General features: G+C 69.1%; 16 protein-coding genes. 8 read left to right on the top strand and 8 right to left on the bottom strand.

Going from position 1 to position 16,843, the window contains the following annotated elements; translation table 11 throughout:
* Positions 1–9 precede the first annotated feature (9 nt).
* Complete coding sequence (locus BG418_RS24610) at positions 10–861, bottom strand: hypothetical protein (RefSeq protein WP_188276155.1); 852 nt, start codon at positions 859–861, stop codon at positions 10–12.
* Positions 862–1,111: 250 nt separating this feature from the next.
* Between BG418_RS24610 and BG418_RS24615 the strand changes: the two genes are divergently transcribed.
* Positions 1,112–2,803, top strand: a complete 1,692-nt coding sequence (locus tag BG418_RS24615; protein ID WP_317453747.1) for a glycosyl hydrolase family 18 protein — start codon at positions 1,112–1,114, stop codon at positions 2,801–2,803.
* 51 nt (positions 2,804–2,854) lie between these two features.
* On the opposite strand, the gene BG418_RS24620 is transcribed toward BG418_RS24615, so the two are convergent.
* On the bottom strand, positions 2,855–3,718 hold the full coding sequence (locus tag BG418_RS24620) for a serine protease (RefSeq protein ID WP_188276156.1): 864 nt from the start codon (positions 3,716–3,718) through the stop codon (positions 2,855–2,857).
* Positions 3,719–4,085: 367 nt separating this feature from the next.
* On the opposite strand from BG418_RS24620, the gene BG418_RS24625 reads away from it, so the two are divergent.
* The 5 genes from BG418_RS24625 to BG418_RS24645 all read left to right on the top strand — a co-directional run bounded on the left by BG418_RS24625 (position 4,086) and on the right by BG418_RS24645 (position 7,529).
* Entirely contained in the window at positions 4,086–5,432 is a 1,347-nt protein-coding gene (locus BG418_RS24625; protein WP_188276157.1) for a M14 family metallopeptidase, read from the top strand.
* Positions 5,433–5,589: 157 nt separating this feature from the next.
* Complete coding sequence (locus BG418_RS24630) at positions 5,590–5,832, top strand: hypothetical protein (RefSeq protein WP_188276158.1); 243 nt, start codon at positions 5,590–5,592, stop codon at positions 5,830–5,832.
* 5 nt (positions 5,833–5,837) lie between these two features.
* Complete coding sequence (locus BG418_RS24635; RefSeq protein WP_188276159.1) at positions 5,838–6,350, top strand: DUF6879 family protein; 513 nt, start codon at positions 5,838–5,840, stop codon at positions 6,348–6,350.
* 12 nt (positions 6,351–6,362) lie between these two features.
* On the top strand, positions 6,363–7,211 hold the full coding sequence (locus tag BG418_RS24640) for a helix-turn-helix transcriptional regulator (RefSeq protein ID WP_188276160.1): 849 nt from the start codon (positions 6,363–6,365) through the stop codon (positions 7,209–7,211).
* 96 nt (positions 7,212–7,307) lie between these two features.
* Complete coding sequence (locus BG418_RS24645) at positions 7,308–7,529, top strand: hypothetical protein (RefSeq protein WP_188276161.1); 222 nt, start codon at positions 7,308–7,310, stop codon at positions 7,527–7,529.
* A 214-nt stretch (positions 7,530–7,743) separates the two neighbouring features.
* Here the strand turns inward: BG418_RS24645 and BG418_RS24650 are convergent, their stop codons facing one another.
* From BG418_RS24650 to BG418_RS24665, 4 genes are all read right to left on the bottom strand, one after another.
* Entirely contained in the window at positions 7,744–9,222 is a 1,479-nt protein-coding gene (locus BG418_RS24650; protein WP_188276162.1) for a GntP family permease, read from the bottom strand.
* Between the two features lie 134 nt (positions 9,223–9,356).
* A complete protein-coding gene (locus tag BG418_RS24655; protein WP_188276163.1) occupies positions 9,357–9,770 on the bottom strand; it encodes a RidA family protein in 414 nt (137 codons plus the stop codon).
* Positions 9,767–10,531: an IclR family transcriptional regulator gene (locus tag BG418_RS24660; protein WP_188276164.1), complete on the bottom strand. Its 765-nt coding sequence runs from the start codon at positions 10,529–10,531 to the stop codon at positions 9,767–9,769. Before BG418_RS24660 ends, BG418_RS24655 begins: the two co-directional genes overlap by 4 nt.
* Positions 10,528–11,685, bottom strand: coding sequence for a sugar kinase (locus BG418_RS24665; RefSeq protein WP_317453748.1), 1,158 nt, complete (start codon positions 11,683–11,685; stop codon positions 10,528–10,530). Before BG418_RS24665 ends, BG418_RS24660 begins: the two co-directional genes overlap by 4 nt.
* An 85-nt stretch (positions 11,686–11,770) precedes the next feature.
* Here BG418_RS24665 and BG418_RS24670 point away from each other — a divergent pair, with 85 nt between their 5' ends.
* The gene (locus BG418_RS24670; RefSeq protein ID WP_399000119.1) at positions 11,771–13,087 is read left to right on the top strand and encodes an amino acid deaminase; all 1,317 of its coding nucleotides are present in this window, start codon (positions 11,771–11,773) and stop codon (positions 13,085–13,087) included.
* Between the two features lie 4 nt (positions 13,088–13,091).
* The gene (locus BG418_RS24675; RefSeq protein WP_188276167.1) at positions 13,092–14,687 is read left to right on the top strand and encodes an amidohydrolase family protein; all 1,596 of its coding nucleotides are present in this window, start codon (positions 13,092–13,094) and stop codon (positions 14,685–14,687) included.
* A gap of 30 nt (positions 14,688–14,717) precedes the next feature.
* On the opposite strand, the gene BG418_RS40075 is transcribed toward BG418_RS24675, so the two are convergent.
* Both BG418_RS40075 and BG418_RS24685 read right to left on the bottom strand, forming a co-directional pair.
* Entirely contained in the window at positions 14,718–16,196 is a 1,479-nt protein-coding gene (locus BG418_RS40075; protein WP_223185346.1) for a DUF4157 domain-containing protein, read from the bottom strand.
* A gap of 140 nt (positions 16,197–16,336) precedes the next feature.
* Positions 16,337–16,768, bottom strand: a complete 432-nt coding sequence (locus BG418_RS24685) for an ATP-binding protein (protein ID WP_188276168.1) — start codon at positions 16,766–16,768, stop codon at positions 16,337–16,339.
* Between the last annotated feature and the right edge of the window lie 75 nt (positions 16,769–16,843).

Genomic DNA, 16,843 nt, shown 5'->3' on the forward strand with positions numbered 1-16,843 from the left:
GCCATCCGGCTAGCGCGCGCTGCCCCCGGCGGGCAGCCGGAGTTCGGGGGCCGGGACCGGGGACGAGCAGAACCCGCAGCGGTCACCGATGAGTTCCATGCCGCACCACCGGCACGACTCCCGCCGTACGGAGGCGACCAGCTGGTAGAGCACGGAGAGGTCGGGCAGATACGCGGCGAACTCGGTGAGCTTCGAAGTACCCCACCAACCGGGCGAGTACACGGGCAGCGCGCACCGCTCGACACCCCCGACCTGCCAGCGCGCGGCGAGCGTCGCGGTGACCCAGTCGGCGGGCGCGGGGTTGCCCGCCGCCAGCAGATGGCAGGCGTAGTCGGGCCCTTCGAGCTCGCCCGTACCCACTCTGACCAGCTGCGGAGTCGGATGCGCGAGCACCGCGAACTGACTGCCGGGCAACCAGGACTTGGCGTGCGCCTTGAGGCCGACCGGGACCCGGTCGAGCTTGGTGACCGAGCCGAGCACCGCGCCCGCGTGCACATAGTGCGCGAGCAGCCGGGCGGCCGAGGCGAGCACACCGGGGCTGAAGTCGCAGACCGAGAGCTGGCGCAACTGGCGTACGAGCACGGCGAGGCCGAGCGGCGGCAGCGCGGAGCCGATCAGCGTGATCCGGTCGCTCTCCAGGAGCGAGCGGACGGTGTGCAGGCGCTGTTCATGGGCGGGCGGAAGGGACTGCGGATACAGGACGATCACGTAACCGTGCTGGTCGAGCAGCCGGTTCATGTCGGCGAGCGCCGCGTCCAGCGGCTGCGCCTCGGGTGCCTGGAGCAGCGCCGCGAGCGGGGTCTGCGGATCGGTCGGCGGCAGCACCAGGTCCGGGCTGGTGACGGCTATCGCAGTTGGCACATCAAGTCCCCCCGCTCACTCCGGTCTTCGGCCGGGTCCGGTCCCCACGGGCGCGTTCGATCACTGCTGTTCCCTGCTGCAACAGCACTGTATCCACGACATAGCTGCGGGTGAACAGTCTTCTCGTTTCTGTGATGCCCCGAGTGCCGCCAGAGGTCTTGACAACCGGATTGGTCTGGACCAACTTGTACCAGCAGCGGCGCGCGCCCACTCCCCACCGACCTCCCCACTCCCCCACCGGAGGCAGCACGTGAAACGAGCAAGCGGCAGAATCGGCCTGGCCGTGGCCGCCGCCGGCGCCCTGTCCATAGCCGGGCTCACCGGCACCGCACACGCCGCCGATGTCAACAACGCCCAGAACGCGGGCTTCGAGTCGGGTCTTGCGGGCTGGAGTTGTACGGCCGGGAGCGGCGCCACCGTCTCCTCGCCGGTGCACACCGGGGCCGCCGCCCTCAAAGCGACTCCGTCCAACTCCGACACCGGCCAGTGCACCCAGACCGTCGCCGTGAAGCCCAACTCGACGTACACGTTGAGCACCTGGGTGCAGGGCAGTTACGTCTACCTCGGCGCCACGGGGACGGGTACCAGCGACGTCTCCACCTGGACGCCCGGCACCGGCGGCGGCTGGGGCCAGCTGTCGACGACCTTCACCACCGGCTCCTCGACGACCTCGGTGCAGATCTACACGCACGGGTGGTACGGCCAGCCCGCCTACTACGCCGACGACATCTCGGTCTTCGGCCCCGACGGCGGAGGCAGCGGCACCCCTTCCCCCACGATCCCGGCGGCCCCGACGGGCCTCACGGCGGGCACGGCGACTTCGTCGTCCGTGGACCTGACCTGGGGCGCGGTCTCCAACGCGACCGGCTACAACATCTACCGCGACGGTACGAAGGTGCAGTCCACCAGCGGCAGTTCGGCGACCGTGACCGGGCTGAGCGCGTCCACCTCGTACCAGTTCCAGGTGACCGCGACCAACGCGGCGGGTGAGTCGCCGAAGTCGGCGGCGGTGAGCGCCACGACCTCCGCGACCGGCAACCCGGGCGGCGGCACGACCGTGCCCAAGCACGCGGTGACCGGGTACTGGCAGAACTTCAACAATGGCGCGACCGTGCAGAAGATCAGCGATGTGCCGTCGAACTACGACATCATCGCGGTCGCCTTCGCCGACGCGACCGGCACCCCGGGCGCGGTGACCTTCAGCCTCGACAGCAATGGCCTGGGCGGCTACACCGTCGACCAGTTCAAGGCGGACATCGCCGCCAAGCACGCGGCCGGAAAGGCGGTCGTCATCTCCATCGGCGGCCAGAACGGCACGGTGTCGATCAACGACTCCACGTCGGCGGCGAACTTCGCGAACTCGGTCTACTCGCTGATGCAGACGTACGGCTTCGACGGCGTCGACATCGACCTGGAGAACGGCCTCAACTCCACGTACATGACGCAGGCGTTGAAGTCGTTGTCGTCGAAGGCGGGCAGCAAGCTGGTCATCACGATGGCGCCGCAGACCATCGACATGCAGTCGACGTCGGGCGAGTACTTCAAGACGGCGCTCAACATCAAGGACATCCTGACCGTCGTCAACATGCAGTACTACAACAGCGGTTCGATGAACGGCTGCGACGGAAACGTCTACTCACAGGGCACGGTCGACTTCCTGACCGCACTCGCGTGCATCCAGCTCCAGGGCGGCCTCGACCCGTCCCAGGTGGGCCTCGGCCTGCCGGCCTCGACGAGCGGCGCGGGCAGCGGCTATGTCTCCCCGTCGGTGGTGAACGCGGCGCTCGACTGCCTCACCCAGGGCACCAACTGCGGCTCGTTCAAGCCCTCGCGGACGTATCCGGGTCTGCGCGGCGCGATGACCTGGTCGACCAACTGGGACGCCAAGTCGGGCAACGCCTGGTCGAACGCGGTGGGGCCGCACGTCCACGCGCTGCCGTAAGCCGGAGCGACCTCCCCGCACCCCGTCGCCGGGGCGCGGGGAGAAGTCGCGTTACGGCTTGGGCAGGGTGCAGCCCGGGCGGCTGAGGTCGAACTTGTTGCCGGCGCCTATGCACGGCACGATGATGTACGTCTCCTCGGCGTAATTGATCTTGTAGTGGACGGTGACGTTGCCGTTCTCGTCCACCTCGCACGGGTTGTTCTCCGTGCAGCTCTCGCCGTCCTCGTTGCCGGTGTTGTTCACCGCGACGACCTTGCCGGTGGCCGTGTCGATGACCGGGGAGCCCGAGGTGCCGCCGATGGTCTGGCAGGCGGGGGTGTAACGGACCGAGTCCTTCCAGGTCCAGTCGCCCTCCTTGAGGCGGTAGACGAACCCGTCGACGTTGCAGCTGTACGTCCGCTTCCAGTATCCCGAGACCACCTTGATGGCGGTGCCCGCCGTCGGGTGCGCGTCGTTCAGCGTGAGCGCGCTGATCCCGTACCGGCTCTGGATCTGGGCGTACGTGGTGTTCAGCTGGTAGACCGAGATGTCGGTGTCGGTCATCGTCGCGTACGCCACCTTGCTGGCGCGCAGCGTGGCGACCCTGCCCGCCGAGCCGTTGAGCAGCGAGAACGTACGGGACGAGGCCTGGTCGGTGATGACCTCGCCCGGCCCCGGGAAGCCGGTCTCCAGGCAGTGGCCGTTGGAGAGGATCAGGGCGGGGTCGTTCGGCTGGGAGCTGGGGGTGCGGATCAGCGAGCCGGAGCAGTTGCTGAGCGCGACGGTGCCGGCGAAGTCGACCGCCTTGACGGCGGGGGCGGGCTTGCCGGCTTTCGCGGTGGCCGTGCTGTCCGCGGGCTGCATCGCCAGGGCCGGGGCGGCGCCGGCTCCCACCAGGGTGAGGGAGAGCAGCGCGCCGACGAGAGGCTTGTTCATGTGGGGGTTCCCCTCTGCGGGATCCAGGAGTGGGTTCCTGGATTTGTCATGCGCATTGTTGAGTGCGCCAACCCCCTTGGGCAACGGGTGAGTTCAGGCCGGGGCGGTCAGTTGCGGGTGGGGTGGGTGGGGCGCGCGGGTGGCGCGGTGGGGAGGTCGCACGGCCCGCATGACACAAAGCACCTGGTCGGCGCACCACACAGGGCGCCGCCACCACAGGGGCATCCAGTACGCCCGTACGGCCCACGGGGACCCTCCGTACGCCACTTTTCGGCCACCGCACCGAGCACGATGAGTGCGCTCAGCCGCAGCACCACAGCTACGTCGACATGAACACCCCCACCTCCGGACCCCACCAGGAGCATTCATGCGACTCCCCAGAGAAGGCCGACGCCGCACGCACGCAAGGACCACGCGGACGGCGGGTCTGGCAGCCCTGCTGGCCCTGGCGCTGGCGGCCCCGGTGACGGCGAGAGCCACCGTGTCTCCCCCTGGGGGTGACGAGACGACGACCCAGTACGAGATCCCCGGCCCGTCCACCCCCGCCGCGCGCACGGTGATCGCCGCGACCGGGGTGTCGATCGACGAGGTGCGCGAGCACGCGGTGGTGGTGAGCGCGGACGCGACCGAGGCGAAGAGGCTGCGCACGCTGGGCTACAAGCTCAAGGCGTTGCCCGGCCCGCCGTCCCGTACGAACGGCCTGAAGGCCAAACCGTTCGACTTCCCTCCCGCGGACTCCGGCTACCACACCTACGCGGAGATGACGGCGGAGATCGACCAGCGGATCGCCCAGTACCCCTCGATCATGAGCAAGCGCGTGATCGGGAAGTCGTACGAGGGGCGGGACATCGTCGCGATCAAGATCAGCGACAACGTGACGACGGACAAGGACGTGCCGGAGGTGCTGCTCACCTTCCACCAGCACGCGCGTGAGCATCTGACGGTGGAGATGGCGCTGTATCTGCTGCGGGAATTCGGCGCGGGGTACGGAAAGGACGCGCGGATCACCGCCATGGTGAACAGCCGCGAGATCTGGATCGTGCCGGATCTGAACCCGGACGGCGGCGAGTACGACATCGCGACGGGCCGGTACCGCAGCTGGCGCAAGAACCGCCAGCCCAGTGGGAGTTCGCTCTCGGTCGGCACGGACCTGAACCGCAACTGGAACTACAAGTGGGGCTGCTGCGGCGGCTCTTCGGGCAGCAAGGGTACGGAGACGTATCGGGGTTCGGCGCCGGAGTCGTCCCCCGAGGTGAAGGTGGTCGCCGACTTCGCCCGCAGCCGGGTGATCAACGGCAAGCAGCAGATCAAGGCGGGCATCGACTTCCACACGTACGGCGAGCTGGTGATGTGGCCGTTCGGCTGGACGTACAACGCCACGGCACCGGGCCTCACCCAGGACGACCACGCCGCGTACGCGGCGGTAGGCGCCAAGATGGCCGCGAGCAACGGCTACACGCCGGAGCAGTCCAGCGACCTGTACCTCACGGACGGCACGATCGACGACTACCTCTGGGGCACCCAGAAGATCTTCGACTTCACGTTCGAGATGTACCCGGGTGATTCGGGAGCGGGGGGTGGCTTCTATCCCCCGGACAAGGTGATCGACCGGGAGACGTCCCGGAACCGGGATGCGGTGTTGCAGCTGCTGGAGAATTCCGACTGCATGTACCGGTCCATCGGGAAGGCGTCGCGGTACTGCGCGGGGAGCTGACGGCTGGGCGGCTTAGGGTCTCGGGGCACGCCCCGGGCCCCCTTTGCCGCGCCGCGCGCCACCTCAAGTAATGGCTGAACAGGCCCTCTTGACGAGTTCTAGCAAGCACGCAACGCTCGTGCAACCGAGCGCAATCGCACCGACACCGGGAGCGGCCATGAAGCTTCGGTTTCTTGGGATCATCCCCAACACACCTGACACGGACTCGCCGACCATATGGCTGGACGAGGACACAGGGGACCTGCTGATCCAGTCGTACAAGGCGACCAAGGAGGAGGTGAAGGGGTGTCAGGAGGTCGGCTCAATCCCCGGACACTCCACAGACGTCCCAGATCACGAGACGATCATCAGGCTTCCTAAGGTCATGCTCCAGTACATCCCGCACCCCGGCAGTGAGTAGCGCATATGACGACACCGGTACAAGAGGCCCTGGCGCAGGCGCAGCATTCGGCCGTGCATTTGGAGATGCGCGATGCCTACGAGCCCAACGACCCCGAGTTCATCGCGTGGCAGCGCGGCAAACGTCTCGACCCTGCCGACCGGTCGTCGTGGTGGCGTCCATTCATGGACGTGGTGGCCGAGACAACGGCGCGCGGAGTCGTGATGAGGCGTGCCCGGATCGTCTCCGAGCCGGTGACGGACTACATCAAGTACGAGTACGACGTGACGTTCCCGAACGTCGCGGCGGGCGAGCTGGTCCGCTGGCTACCCCGGCGTAAGGCCGCCGACATCGCGCTCCCCGGCACCGACCTGTGGATGTTCGACGGCACGTCCGTACTGTTCACGTACTTCTCCGGGATCGGTGAGGTGGTCGACCGGGAATGGCGCTCCGATCCGGCCACGGTGGCACTGGTGAGTTCGGCGTTCGAAACGGTCTGGGAACGAGCGACGCCACACGAGGAGTACAAGCCGGTCTGACCGGTCCGCGCCATGCCCCAATCAGGATCGTCAAGCGTTCAAGCCGCCCGGCAAGTCCTCGCTGATCGTCTCCGGGAGATGTGCCGGGACGCCGGGCTGGACGGCAAGCGACTCGCCGAAGCATGCGGGTGGCATCCGTCCAAGGTGTCCCGGATCTCGACCGCGAGGACTTCGCCGTCCGCCGACGACATCCGCGCTTGGTGTCGGGCATGCGGCAGGGAGGATCGAACGGACGACCTGATCGCTTCGCTCCAAGCCGTCGAGGGCATGTGGGTGGAGTGGCGGCGGATGGAACGTACGGGGCTGCGGCGCGCCCAGGAGGCGCGTTTGCCGCTGTATGAGAGAACGCGCTGGTTCCGCTCGTACTCGTCATGGCTCGTACCCGGACTTCTCCAGACGTACGGGTACACCGAGGACGTATTGCGTGCCGTACAGCGAAGACGCGTCGAGGTGGACGACGTGGCCGACGCGGTGGCCGTACGGATGGAACGCCAGCGCATGCTGTACGAGGGGCAGCGCCGCTTCGCGTTCCTCGTCGAGGAGTCGGTGCTGAGCAACGGGCTCGGCAGCGCCGACACCCAGCGCGAGCAGCTTGAGCACCTGCTCACGGTCGGGGCGCTGGCCAACGTCAGCCTGAGCGTGGTGCCCACGCGCCTCGGCCGGTCCCGGATGCCGGTGGAGGGCTTCTGGATCTACGACAAAGCACAGGTCAACGTCGAGCTGGTCTCCGGCTACCTCACGCTCACCCAGCCCACCGAGGTGGCCGCGTACGCCGACACGTTCGCCGGGCTGTCCGACATCGCGGTCTACGGCGCGAAGGCCCGCGCACTGATCACCGCAGCGATGGACGCGCTGCGGTGATCGCCTCGCAATCGCGTGCAATCTGCTGCGAGTTGAGACTCGGCCGTCCCTAGCGTGGTGGTCATCGGACGACACAACGGAAACGGCGACACGGCGATGACCACCTCACCCACGCACCCCCGACCGGCGGTTGAACTGACCGGGTTCGTCGACAACTACCTGTACGGGTGCCTGCCCGCAGCCGGGTGCGGCGTGTGTACCGTCCTCGTGAAGGAGCTGGAGGCGGCACGCCAGGCCAAGGACCACGGCACGGCGTACGACAGCGCGGCCGAGATCAGGAACCACCCGCACCCTGCGCCCCGCATCCGAACGCGCTAGAGACTGTCTCGCCGGGACGGGAAGGGGAATCACTCAGCCCGCGAGCCAAGCGGGGTGCAGGGGCCGCAGGCCCCGCCAGGGGTGCTAGGGGCGGAGCCCCCGCCTCGGGGGGATGGGGGCGTTGCCCCCGGGAGCCCCACCTCAACCCGCCCCCACCCCCGGAGGCCACGCGGCGGAGCCGCAAATGTCACAGTGGGAAGGGGCGGGGTGGGGGCTAGATCAGCAGGCTCAGTACCCCCGTCACCCCGAACCCCGTCACCGACAGCACCGTCTCCAGCACCGTCCACGACTTCAGCGTGTCCCGCTCAGTGATCCCGAAGTACTTCGCCACCATCCAGAAGCCGCCGTCGTTGACGTGGGACGCGAAGATCGAGCCTGCTGAGATGGCCATGATGATCAGGGCGAGGTGGGCCTGGGAGTAGGACGCGCCATCTACCAGGGGGACCACTATGCCCGCCGTCGTCACGATCGCCACCGTCGCCGAACCCTGGGCCACCCGCAGGACCACCGCGATCAGCCACGCCAGGACGACGATCGGGAGGCCGACGTCGTTGAACGTCTTCGCCAGCGCGTCCGCGATCCCGCTCGCCTTCAGGACCGCCCCGAAGACCCCTCCCGCGCCCACCACCAGCAAGATGTTGCCCACCGGCTTGAGCGATGACGTGGACACCGTTTCCAGGGACTTGCGGGACCAGCCCCGCCTCAGACCCAGCAAGTAGTACGCCAGCAGCAGCGCGATCGTCAGCGCCACGAACGGGTTGCCGAAGAACTCGACCACCGAGCGGAAGGTGGATGGGGAGAGGGCTATCGAGCCGAACGTTGCCGCCAGGATCAGGATCAGGGGCGTGCCGATGATCGTCAGGACCGTGGTCAGCGCCACCGGCTGCTCCTGGGGGGTCACCCCCGCCGCCCGCTGCTCCGCCGCCACCGCCGCCTTCGCCTCATCGGCCGCCTCCACCATGTCCTGGGGGACGTCCACGAAGATGCGCTTGCCGATCCACGCGGCGTACGCCCACGCGGCGAGTACCGACGGGATGCCGACCAGCGCGCCCATCAGGATGACCCAGCCCAGCGAGACGTGGAAGAGTCCGGCCGCCGCCACGGGACCCGGGTGCGGGGGCAGGAACGCGTGCGTCATCGACAGGCCTGCCAGGAGTGGCATGGCGTACAGCAGAATCGACTTGCCGGAGCGCTTCGCTGCCGCGTACACGATCGGTGCCAGGACGAAGATGCCCACGTCGAAGAAGACCGGGATGCCGAAGATCAGGCCGGTCAGGCCCATCGCCAGGGGGGCACGGCGTTCACCGAACAAGCTCAGCAGGCGCGCGCTCAACACCTCCGCCCCGCCGCTCACTTCGAGAATCGCGCCCAGCATCGTCCCGAGCCCGATGATGATCGCCACGTGCCCGAGGATGCCGCCCATGCCCGCCTCGATCGTCGAGACCGCGGCGGACTTCTGCACCGTGCCGAACAACTCCGTCACCGACAGGCCCGCGCCCAGGCCTACGGCTATCGACACCGCCAGGAGCGCCACGAACGGCTGGAGTCTGATCCTGATGATCAGGAACAGCAGCAGGGCTATGCCCAGCGTCGCCACCGTCAGCAGGCCCGTCGTGCCGCCGATGAGCGGAAGGATTCCGCCCGTGTGCGGTGGGGGTGCGGCAGGAGGCGCGGTGGTGAGCGGGAACGACATTCTGCAACTCCGGTGACTCGCAGGGGTGTTCCAGGGCGTGGGGGACCGCGGGGCGGCGACCCGGCGGTCCGGGACGCCGCTCCGTGCGGCCTGTCGAGATGTCGAACTAAGGGCATGGGGCGGTCAGTTGAGGGTCAGTTGTCCAGTACCGCGAGCGCGTCGATCTCGATCAGCACGCCCTTCGGCAGACCCACGTACACCGTCGTACGCGCCGACGCCGGGGCCTTCAGGGCCTGGTCCTCGAAGTACGCGTTGTAGATCTCGTTCATCTCCGCGAAGTGGGACACATCGGTGAGGTAGACGCGCATCATCATCACGTCGTCCCAGCTCGCGCCGCCCTCCTCCAGGATCGCCTTGACGTTGGCGAAGGTCTGGAGGGTCTGCTCGCGCAGGGTGGGCCCGGCGACCGTCGCGGGCTCGCCCTCGACCGCCGGCCGGAAGCCGACCTGTCCGGCGACCTGGAGGATGTTCCCCTTGCGCACGCCGTGGGAGAACTTCGCGGGCGGGGTGGTGTGGGTTGCGGGAGTGAGAGCGACCTTCTCGGTCATCGACGTGCTTCCTTCTTCTCGGGCTTGCCGGAGTACTCCCGGCTGATGGCTTCCGCAGTGCGGCGCACCTGCGGGAGGAGGCCGAGGAGTTCCTCGGCGGTGACGACGACGTTCGGGGCGGAGACGGACATCGCGGCGACGACGCGGCCGTCCGTGCCCGTCACGGGCGCGGCGACGCAGTTGATGGACTCCTCGTGGCCGCCGAGGTCAGTGGCCCAGCCCTGTTCACGTACGGTCGCGAGCTCCTTCAGGAACGCGGCGGCGTGCGGGGTCGAACGGGGCGTGTACATGGGGTAGTCGAGCTTGTCGGCGACCGTGCGGCGCTCAGGCTCGCGGAGGTCGGCGAGGAGCAGTTTGGCGACGGCGGCGACCGTGATCGCGACCGGCTTGCCGACCCGCGAGTACATCCGGACCGGGTACCTGCTCTCGACCTTGTCGATGTAGAGGACCTCGCCGTCCTCGTACACCGCGAGGTGCACGGTGTGTCCGACCTGTTCGTTGAGCGCGACGAGGTGGGGGTGCGCGATCTCCCGTACGTCCAGGTTCTCGACGGCCTCCTGGGCGAGGGCGAACAGGCGCGCGCCGAGGCGGTAGCGCTGGTCCTCCTGGCGGTATACGAGTCCGTGCTCGTGCAGGGTGCGGAGCAGACGCAGTGCGGTGGACTTGTGTACGCCGAGGTGGTCGGCGACCTGGCCGAGGTCGGCGGGGCCCTGGGCGAGGCGCGGCAGAATGCTCAGTGCACGGTCGACGGTCTGGCTCATGGCGTACGTACCTCCTGCTCGTCCCCCGTCCAGCCGGGGCCGAGTCGCAGTCTGCCCCAGGCTTCGTCGCTCAGAGCGGTGAGTTTTTCGGCGTGCGGGCGGGGTGGTGGGGGTGCGTGGTCGCCGGGGGCCGTGAGTACGGCTGCGGCCATGAGGTGGCCGTGGCGCGCCCGTTCCCTTGCGTTCAGCCCTCGCAGGGTGCCGTGGAGGAAGCCTGCTGCGAAGGCGTCGCCGGCGCCGGTGGGGGCGACGACGTGTACGCGGGGCGCCGGGACTTCGGTGACCTTTCCCCACCCCGCCCCTTCCCGAAAGCCTCCGGCGGATGTCGTTCGGCTGGCCGCCGGTGGGGGCTGGTCGCGCAGTTCCCCGCGCCCCTCAGCGGGCCCTTCGGGCCCCTCTAGGGGTGCGGGGAACTGCGCGCGCAACCCGGCACGGTCCGCAGGGCTCTCAAAAACCGTCACCCCCCGCTCGCCCCGCTTCACCACGACCACCCCCACCTCCGGCAACGCGGCCCGCACGGCCGAAGGCCCCCGCAACCCCCACGCCGACTCCGCCTCGTCCTCCCCCACGAACACCACATCCGCCCCCCGAGCCAACTCCAGCAACACCTCGGGACCAGCAGACCCCGAACCCCACAACCCCGCTCGGTAGTTCACGTCGAACGACACCAGCGGACGACCAGGTCGACGCACCAACAGCGAACGCATCAGCGACAAACAATCCGCAGACAACGCCGCCGTGATCCCCGACAGATGCAGCACCCGCCCCGCCCACACGTCACCCCACGGCACGTTCGCCGAAGACATCGCGGACGCGGCCGACCCCGCCCGGTAGTACGCCACCTCGTGCGACCCCGCCGAGCGGTCGTCGGCGGTGCGGAAGTACACGCCGGTCGGCCGCACCGCATCCCGCCGCACCCCCGACACATCCACCCTGTAAGCAGACACCGCCGAGACCACCGCGTCCCCGAAAGCGTCCGCCCCCACCCGGCTGACCCACTTCACCGCGTGCCCGGCCGCCGCAAGCGCGCACGCCACATTCGACTCGGCCCCGCCGACCCCCCGCTCGAAGGACGGCACCTCGGCGAGGCGCCCCGGCCGCGACGGCAGGAACGCGACCATGGACTCCCCGAGACAGACGACATCCACGTCCACCCGCGTACACACCTCCCAGCACCACCAGAGCGACCATTGACCCGACGTTGGCCCGGATGTTAGACAGCGGTCAGCGAGATACGCAATGACCGTTGCACACCGTGCAACGACATTCTCCGAGGAGGCTTCCATGGGGTTCCTGGCAGGACTGGCCGACGAGCGTGTGGACCACCGCTTCAAGGGGCTTCCGCCGGACGCCGACGGGCTGACCGTCGGTGAGCTCGCCGCCCAGCGCAGGAACCTTTTCACGGACGGCTTCACCACCCCCGTACTCGCCCTCTCCGCCGAGCGCCTGGAGCACAACCTCGCGCTGATGGAGCAGTACGCCACCCGTCACGGCCTCGCCTTCGCCCCGCACGGCAAGACGACCATGGCTCCCGAGCTCTTCGCCCGTCAGCTCGACCACGGCGCCTGGGGCATCACGCTCGCCGTGCCCCACCAGGTGCGCGTGGCGCGGCAGTTCGACGTCAAGCGGATCTTCCTCGCCAACCAGCTCGTCGACGCCCCCGCCCTGAAGTGGGTCGCCGGGGAGCTCGCCCGCGACCCTGACTTCCAGCTCATCTGTTACGTGGACTCCGTACGCGGCGTACAGCTCATGGACGCCGCCCTCACCGGAGCGGCCCGCCCCCTCGACGTCGTCGTCGAGCTCGGCGCGGGCGACGGGGCCCGTACCGGCGTACGCACCGAGGCCGACGCCGCCGCCGTCGCCGATGCGGTGGCAGCGACGCAGACCCTGCGCCTCGTAGGTGTCGCTGGATACGAGGGCGAGGTCCCGCAGGCCACCCCGGAAAAGGTGGACGTCTGGCTGCGGCGGCTCACCTCGCTCGCCGTCGAGTTCGACAAGGCGGGCCGCTTCTCCGGCTCCGGCCTGGACGAGATCGTGGTCAGCGCGGGCGGCAGCGCCTGGTTTGACACGGTCGCGGACGTCTTCGCCGAGCTGCCCGAACTCTCGCTCCCCGTACTGAAGTTGCTCCGCTCCGGCGCGTACGTCTCGCACGACGACGGCCACTACAAGCGCCTGACCCCCTTCAACCGCGTCCCCGGCGAAGGCGCCCTGCACCCCGCGTTCCGCCTGTGGGCGCAGGTCGTCTCCAAGCCCACCGCCGACCAGGCGTTCGTGAACGCGGGCAAGCGGGACGCGGCGTACGACCTGGATCTGCCCGAGGCGCAGGTCGTACGGGACGCGGTCAGCGGTGAAGTGCGGCCCGCCACCGGCATCACGGTCACCAAGCTCTCCGACCAGCACGCCTGGCTGGACACGGGACCGGACGCGGCGATCGAGGTCGGCGACTGGGTGGGCCTGGGCCTCTCCCACCCGTGCACCAGCTTCGACAAGTGGCAGATGATCCCCCTGGTGGAGGCGGACGGAACCGTCGTCGACTACATCCGTACGTACTTCTAAGCCAATGGACCTCGTCATCCGTGACGCGCGCGTGATCGACGGCAGCGGCGGGCCCTCCTACCGCGCCGACGTCGGCATCCAGGGCGGCCGTATCGCGGCCCTGCGCCGCCGGGGCGAGCCGAGACTGTCCGGCGTCCGCACCCTGGACGCCGGCGGGCTCGCCCTCGCGCCCGGCTTCATCGACATGCACGCCCACTCCGACCTCGCCCTGCTGCGCGACCCGGACCACAGCGCGAAGGCCGCGCAGGGCGTGACCCTTGAGGTCCTTGGCCAGGACGGACTCTCGTACGCGCCCGTCGACGACCGCACCCTCGCCGAGGTCCGCCGGACGGTCACCGGCTGGAACGGCGACGGCGGCGACATCGACTTCGACTGGCGGTCGGTCGGCGGATACCTGGACCGGCTCGACCGGGGCATCGCGGTCAACGCCGCGTACCTGGTCCCGCAGGGCACGGTCCGGATGTACGCGATCGGGTGGGAGGACCGCCCCGCCACGCCCCAAGAGCTCGACCGGATGCGGGAGTTGGTGGCCGAGGGGCTGGAGCAGGGTGCGGTGGGGATGTCGTCGGGGCTCACGTACACACCCGGCATGTACGCCCCCGACGCCGAGCTCGCCGAGCTCTGCAAGGTGGTGGCGCGGTACGGGGGCTACTACTGCCCGCATCACCGTTCGTACGGGGCCGGGGCGCTCGAAGCGTACGAGGAGATGGTCGCCCTCACCCGCGAGGCCGGGTGTGCGCTGCACCTGGCCCACGCCACCATGAACTTCGGCGTGAACAAGGGCCGCGCGGCCGAGCTGCTGACCCTGCTCGACGAGGCGCTGGCAGCCGGGGCCGACATCAGCCTCGACACATATCCGTACACCCCCGGCTGTACAACTCTCGTGGCGATGCTGCCCAGTTGGGCCAACGCGGGCGGCCCGGCGGCCGTTCTGGAGCGGCTGCGGGACGACGCCATGGCCGAGCGCATACGCCACCACCTCGAAGTCGTCGGCTCGGACGGCTGTCACGGGGTGCCGATCGAGTGGGACACCGTCGAGATCTCCGGCGTGAGCGATGCGGGTCTCGCCTCGTACGTGGGCCGTACGGTCGCCGAGTCGGCGCAGCTGCGCGGCGAGTCGCCGTGGGCCGTCGCCCGCCGTCTGCTCCTCGACGACGGGCTCGGGTCGACGATCCTCCAGCATGTGGGGCATGAGGAGAACGTCCGGGAGATCATGCGGCACCGCGTGCACACGGGCGGCAGCGACGGCATCCTCCAGGGCGAGAAGCCGCACCCGCGCGCGTACGGCACGTTCCCGCACTACCTCGGCCACTACGCGCGTGACCTGCACGTACTCCCACTGGAGGAGATGGTCGCGCATCTGACCTCCCGCCCGGCGGCCCGCCTGCGCCTGCCCGACCGGGGCCTGATCAGGGAGGGCTACCGCGCGGACGTCGTCCTCTTCGACCCGGACACCGTCGCGGCGGGTTCGTCCTTCGAGCACCCGCGCGCGCTGCCGGTCGGCATCCCGTACGTCCTGATCGACGGGAAGTTCGTCATCGAGGACGGGCGGCGCACGGACGTCCTGGCGGGCCGATCGGTCCGCCGCGCCCGTGGCTGATCCGCAGTTCCCCGCGCCCCTGAAAGGGCCCTACAGCAGGTCGGATGACGTGTCCTTGCCCAGGCGTACGTCGAGTGAGGCCTCGGCGGTGGCCAGTGCCAGCAGCCCCGCGTCCACCAGACCCCAGACCGCCAGATGAAGACTCTCGGAAATGGGCGTCATCTCCCCGCCGTTCGCATCCGAGAAATACGCGGCATCAAAAAGCTTTCCGATGCCGCTGTTCACCCCGGATGCACCGAACCTGAGATTCCTCGGATTGTTCGAGGCGTCGGAGACGAGCCCCTGGAATTCCCCTGGAGCCTGCTGCGCGTTGCCTGCGGGCCCCTGCCCCACCGCGAACGCGAAGAATCGGTCCACGACGTCGTTCACGCTGCGACCTGGCACGCACGCCCGAATGAAGTCCAGCACGGCCGTACTGTGACCTGCATTGGTGGCGTCGTACCTCTGCAGGACCTCATTGAGGATATGGGCTATGTAGTGATCGGAGAGCCTGTGGTTCCGGGATATGGAGACTCCGTTCCGATCCGCGCCCATGGTTCTAGTTGCCGAATAGTTCGCATGTCCGTCCATATTGAAGTGGTTGGATCCTCCTCCGTTGTCCTGGATGCCCAGCCTTCGGAGTTCCGCGCGCGGCGAGCCCGGCCCATTGCCCTCGTTGTAGTCGTAGATGCCCAACGTGTCGGCGCCGGGGATGGCCACTCTCCCCGGGTAGGCGGCAGGGTTATTGGTGATATTCCCGGCCGCCTGCTGGTTCCGCAGAGCCATGTGCTGCGTCTGCGCGTCGAGTTGGTCCTGGGCCATCTGCTCCATCTGCTGGCGATACTGCTGCTGCGGGGTCAGGGCGGGCTGCTGGAACATGCGCTGCACCGCCACGCCTGCGGAGGTGGGCTCCGCTCCACCCCGGGAGGGGGCGGCGCTCTCCGCGGTCAGTGGCGCCGGGCTCTGCGCCATCACCCGGGTCGCGTTGGCTTCCGCCTCGCGTTCGAAACGGTCGGAAGGGTCGCTGACGGACAGACCCGCCCCGTTGTCGGTGCCCGCGACAGGGCCTCGGCGCTGCTGAATGACGTGGGTCAGCTCATGGGCGAGGGTGTGCTTGTCCGTTCCGCCGTTGCCGATGACGACGTGGTTGCCGGAGGTGTAGGCGCGGGCGCCCACTTCGGCGGCAGAGGCCTTGGCCGCGCTGTCGTTGTGGACGCGCACATCGGAGAAGTCCGCGCCGAGCCGGGCCTCCATGTCGGTACGGGTCGTGTCGTCGAGCGGCCGACCGCCGGAACGCAGGACGTCGTGGACAGCGGAGCGCTGCACCTGCTGATGCCCGCATCCGGCACCGTGCTGATGCTGCTCCGGCTGCGCCCACCGATGTCCGGCCTGACGCAGCATCTGGACGACGGCGGCGTTGCCCGCGCCGCTCTGCAGGGCGAGGATCCCGCCACCACCGGCGGGAGCCTTGGCAGCGGGGCGGGGGGACTTCTTGGCCTGGGGCGTCCGGGCCTGGTCGTCGGCGTGCATCGGTTCCTCTCGCGGGCGGTCGGGCACGAAGCTTTCACGCGGCGCCAACGTTTCCCTAACGGTTTCCAGCGATATGCATTAGCGGGAGTGAGAGATCGATTTCTCCGCCCCAGGGGCGCGGGGAACTGCGCGAACGGCCCTCACAGGTGCACACCCCCCGGCACGATCAGCTCGAACCACACGGTCTTGCCGATCCCGCACGGGCGGTGGTTGGCGCCCCAGGCGTCGGACAGCGCCTCGACCAGCGCGAGCCCGCGCCCCGACTCATCGTCCGGACCCGCCGCTCTCGGGTACGGCAGCACCGCGTTCGCGTCGACCACCTCGACGCGGAAGATGTCCCCGCCGAGCACGCACCGCGCCCGCACCTCCCGGTCGGCCGGGGCCCGCCCGTGCCGTACGGCGTTGGTCATCAGCTCGCTGAGCAGCAGGACGGCGGTCTCAGTCAGCCGGTCGGGCACCTTCCAGGCGCGCGCCTGCTCTGCCAGCAGCGCCCGCGCCCGCCCGACGCTGCGGGGTCCGCGCGAAAACCGCCACTCAACGTCCTTCGAACGGGGGGTAGTTGTGTTGTCCATGGCTCATACGGTGTCGGGCCGGGCATAGCCTCGGGGAGTGACAGCCCGGGTACAGGCCACCCCTGTACCCGCGAT

Source organism: Streptomyces sp. CBMA152, from assembly GCF_014596475.1.
GTDB lineage: Bacteria > Actinomycetota > Actinomycetes > Streptomycetales > Streptomycetaceae > Streptomyces.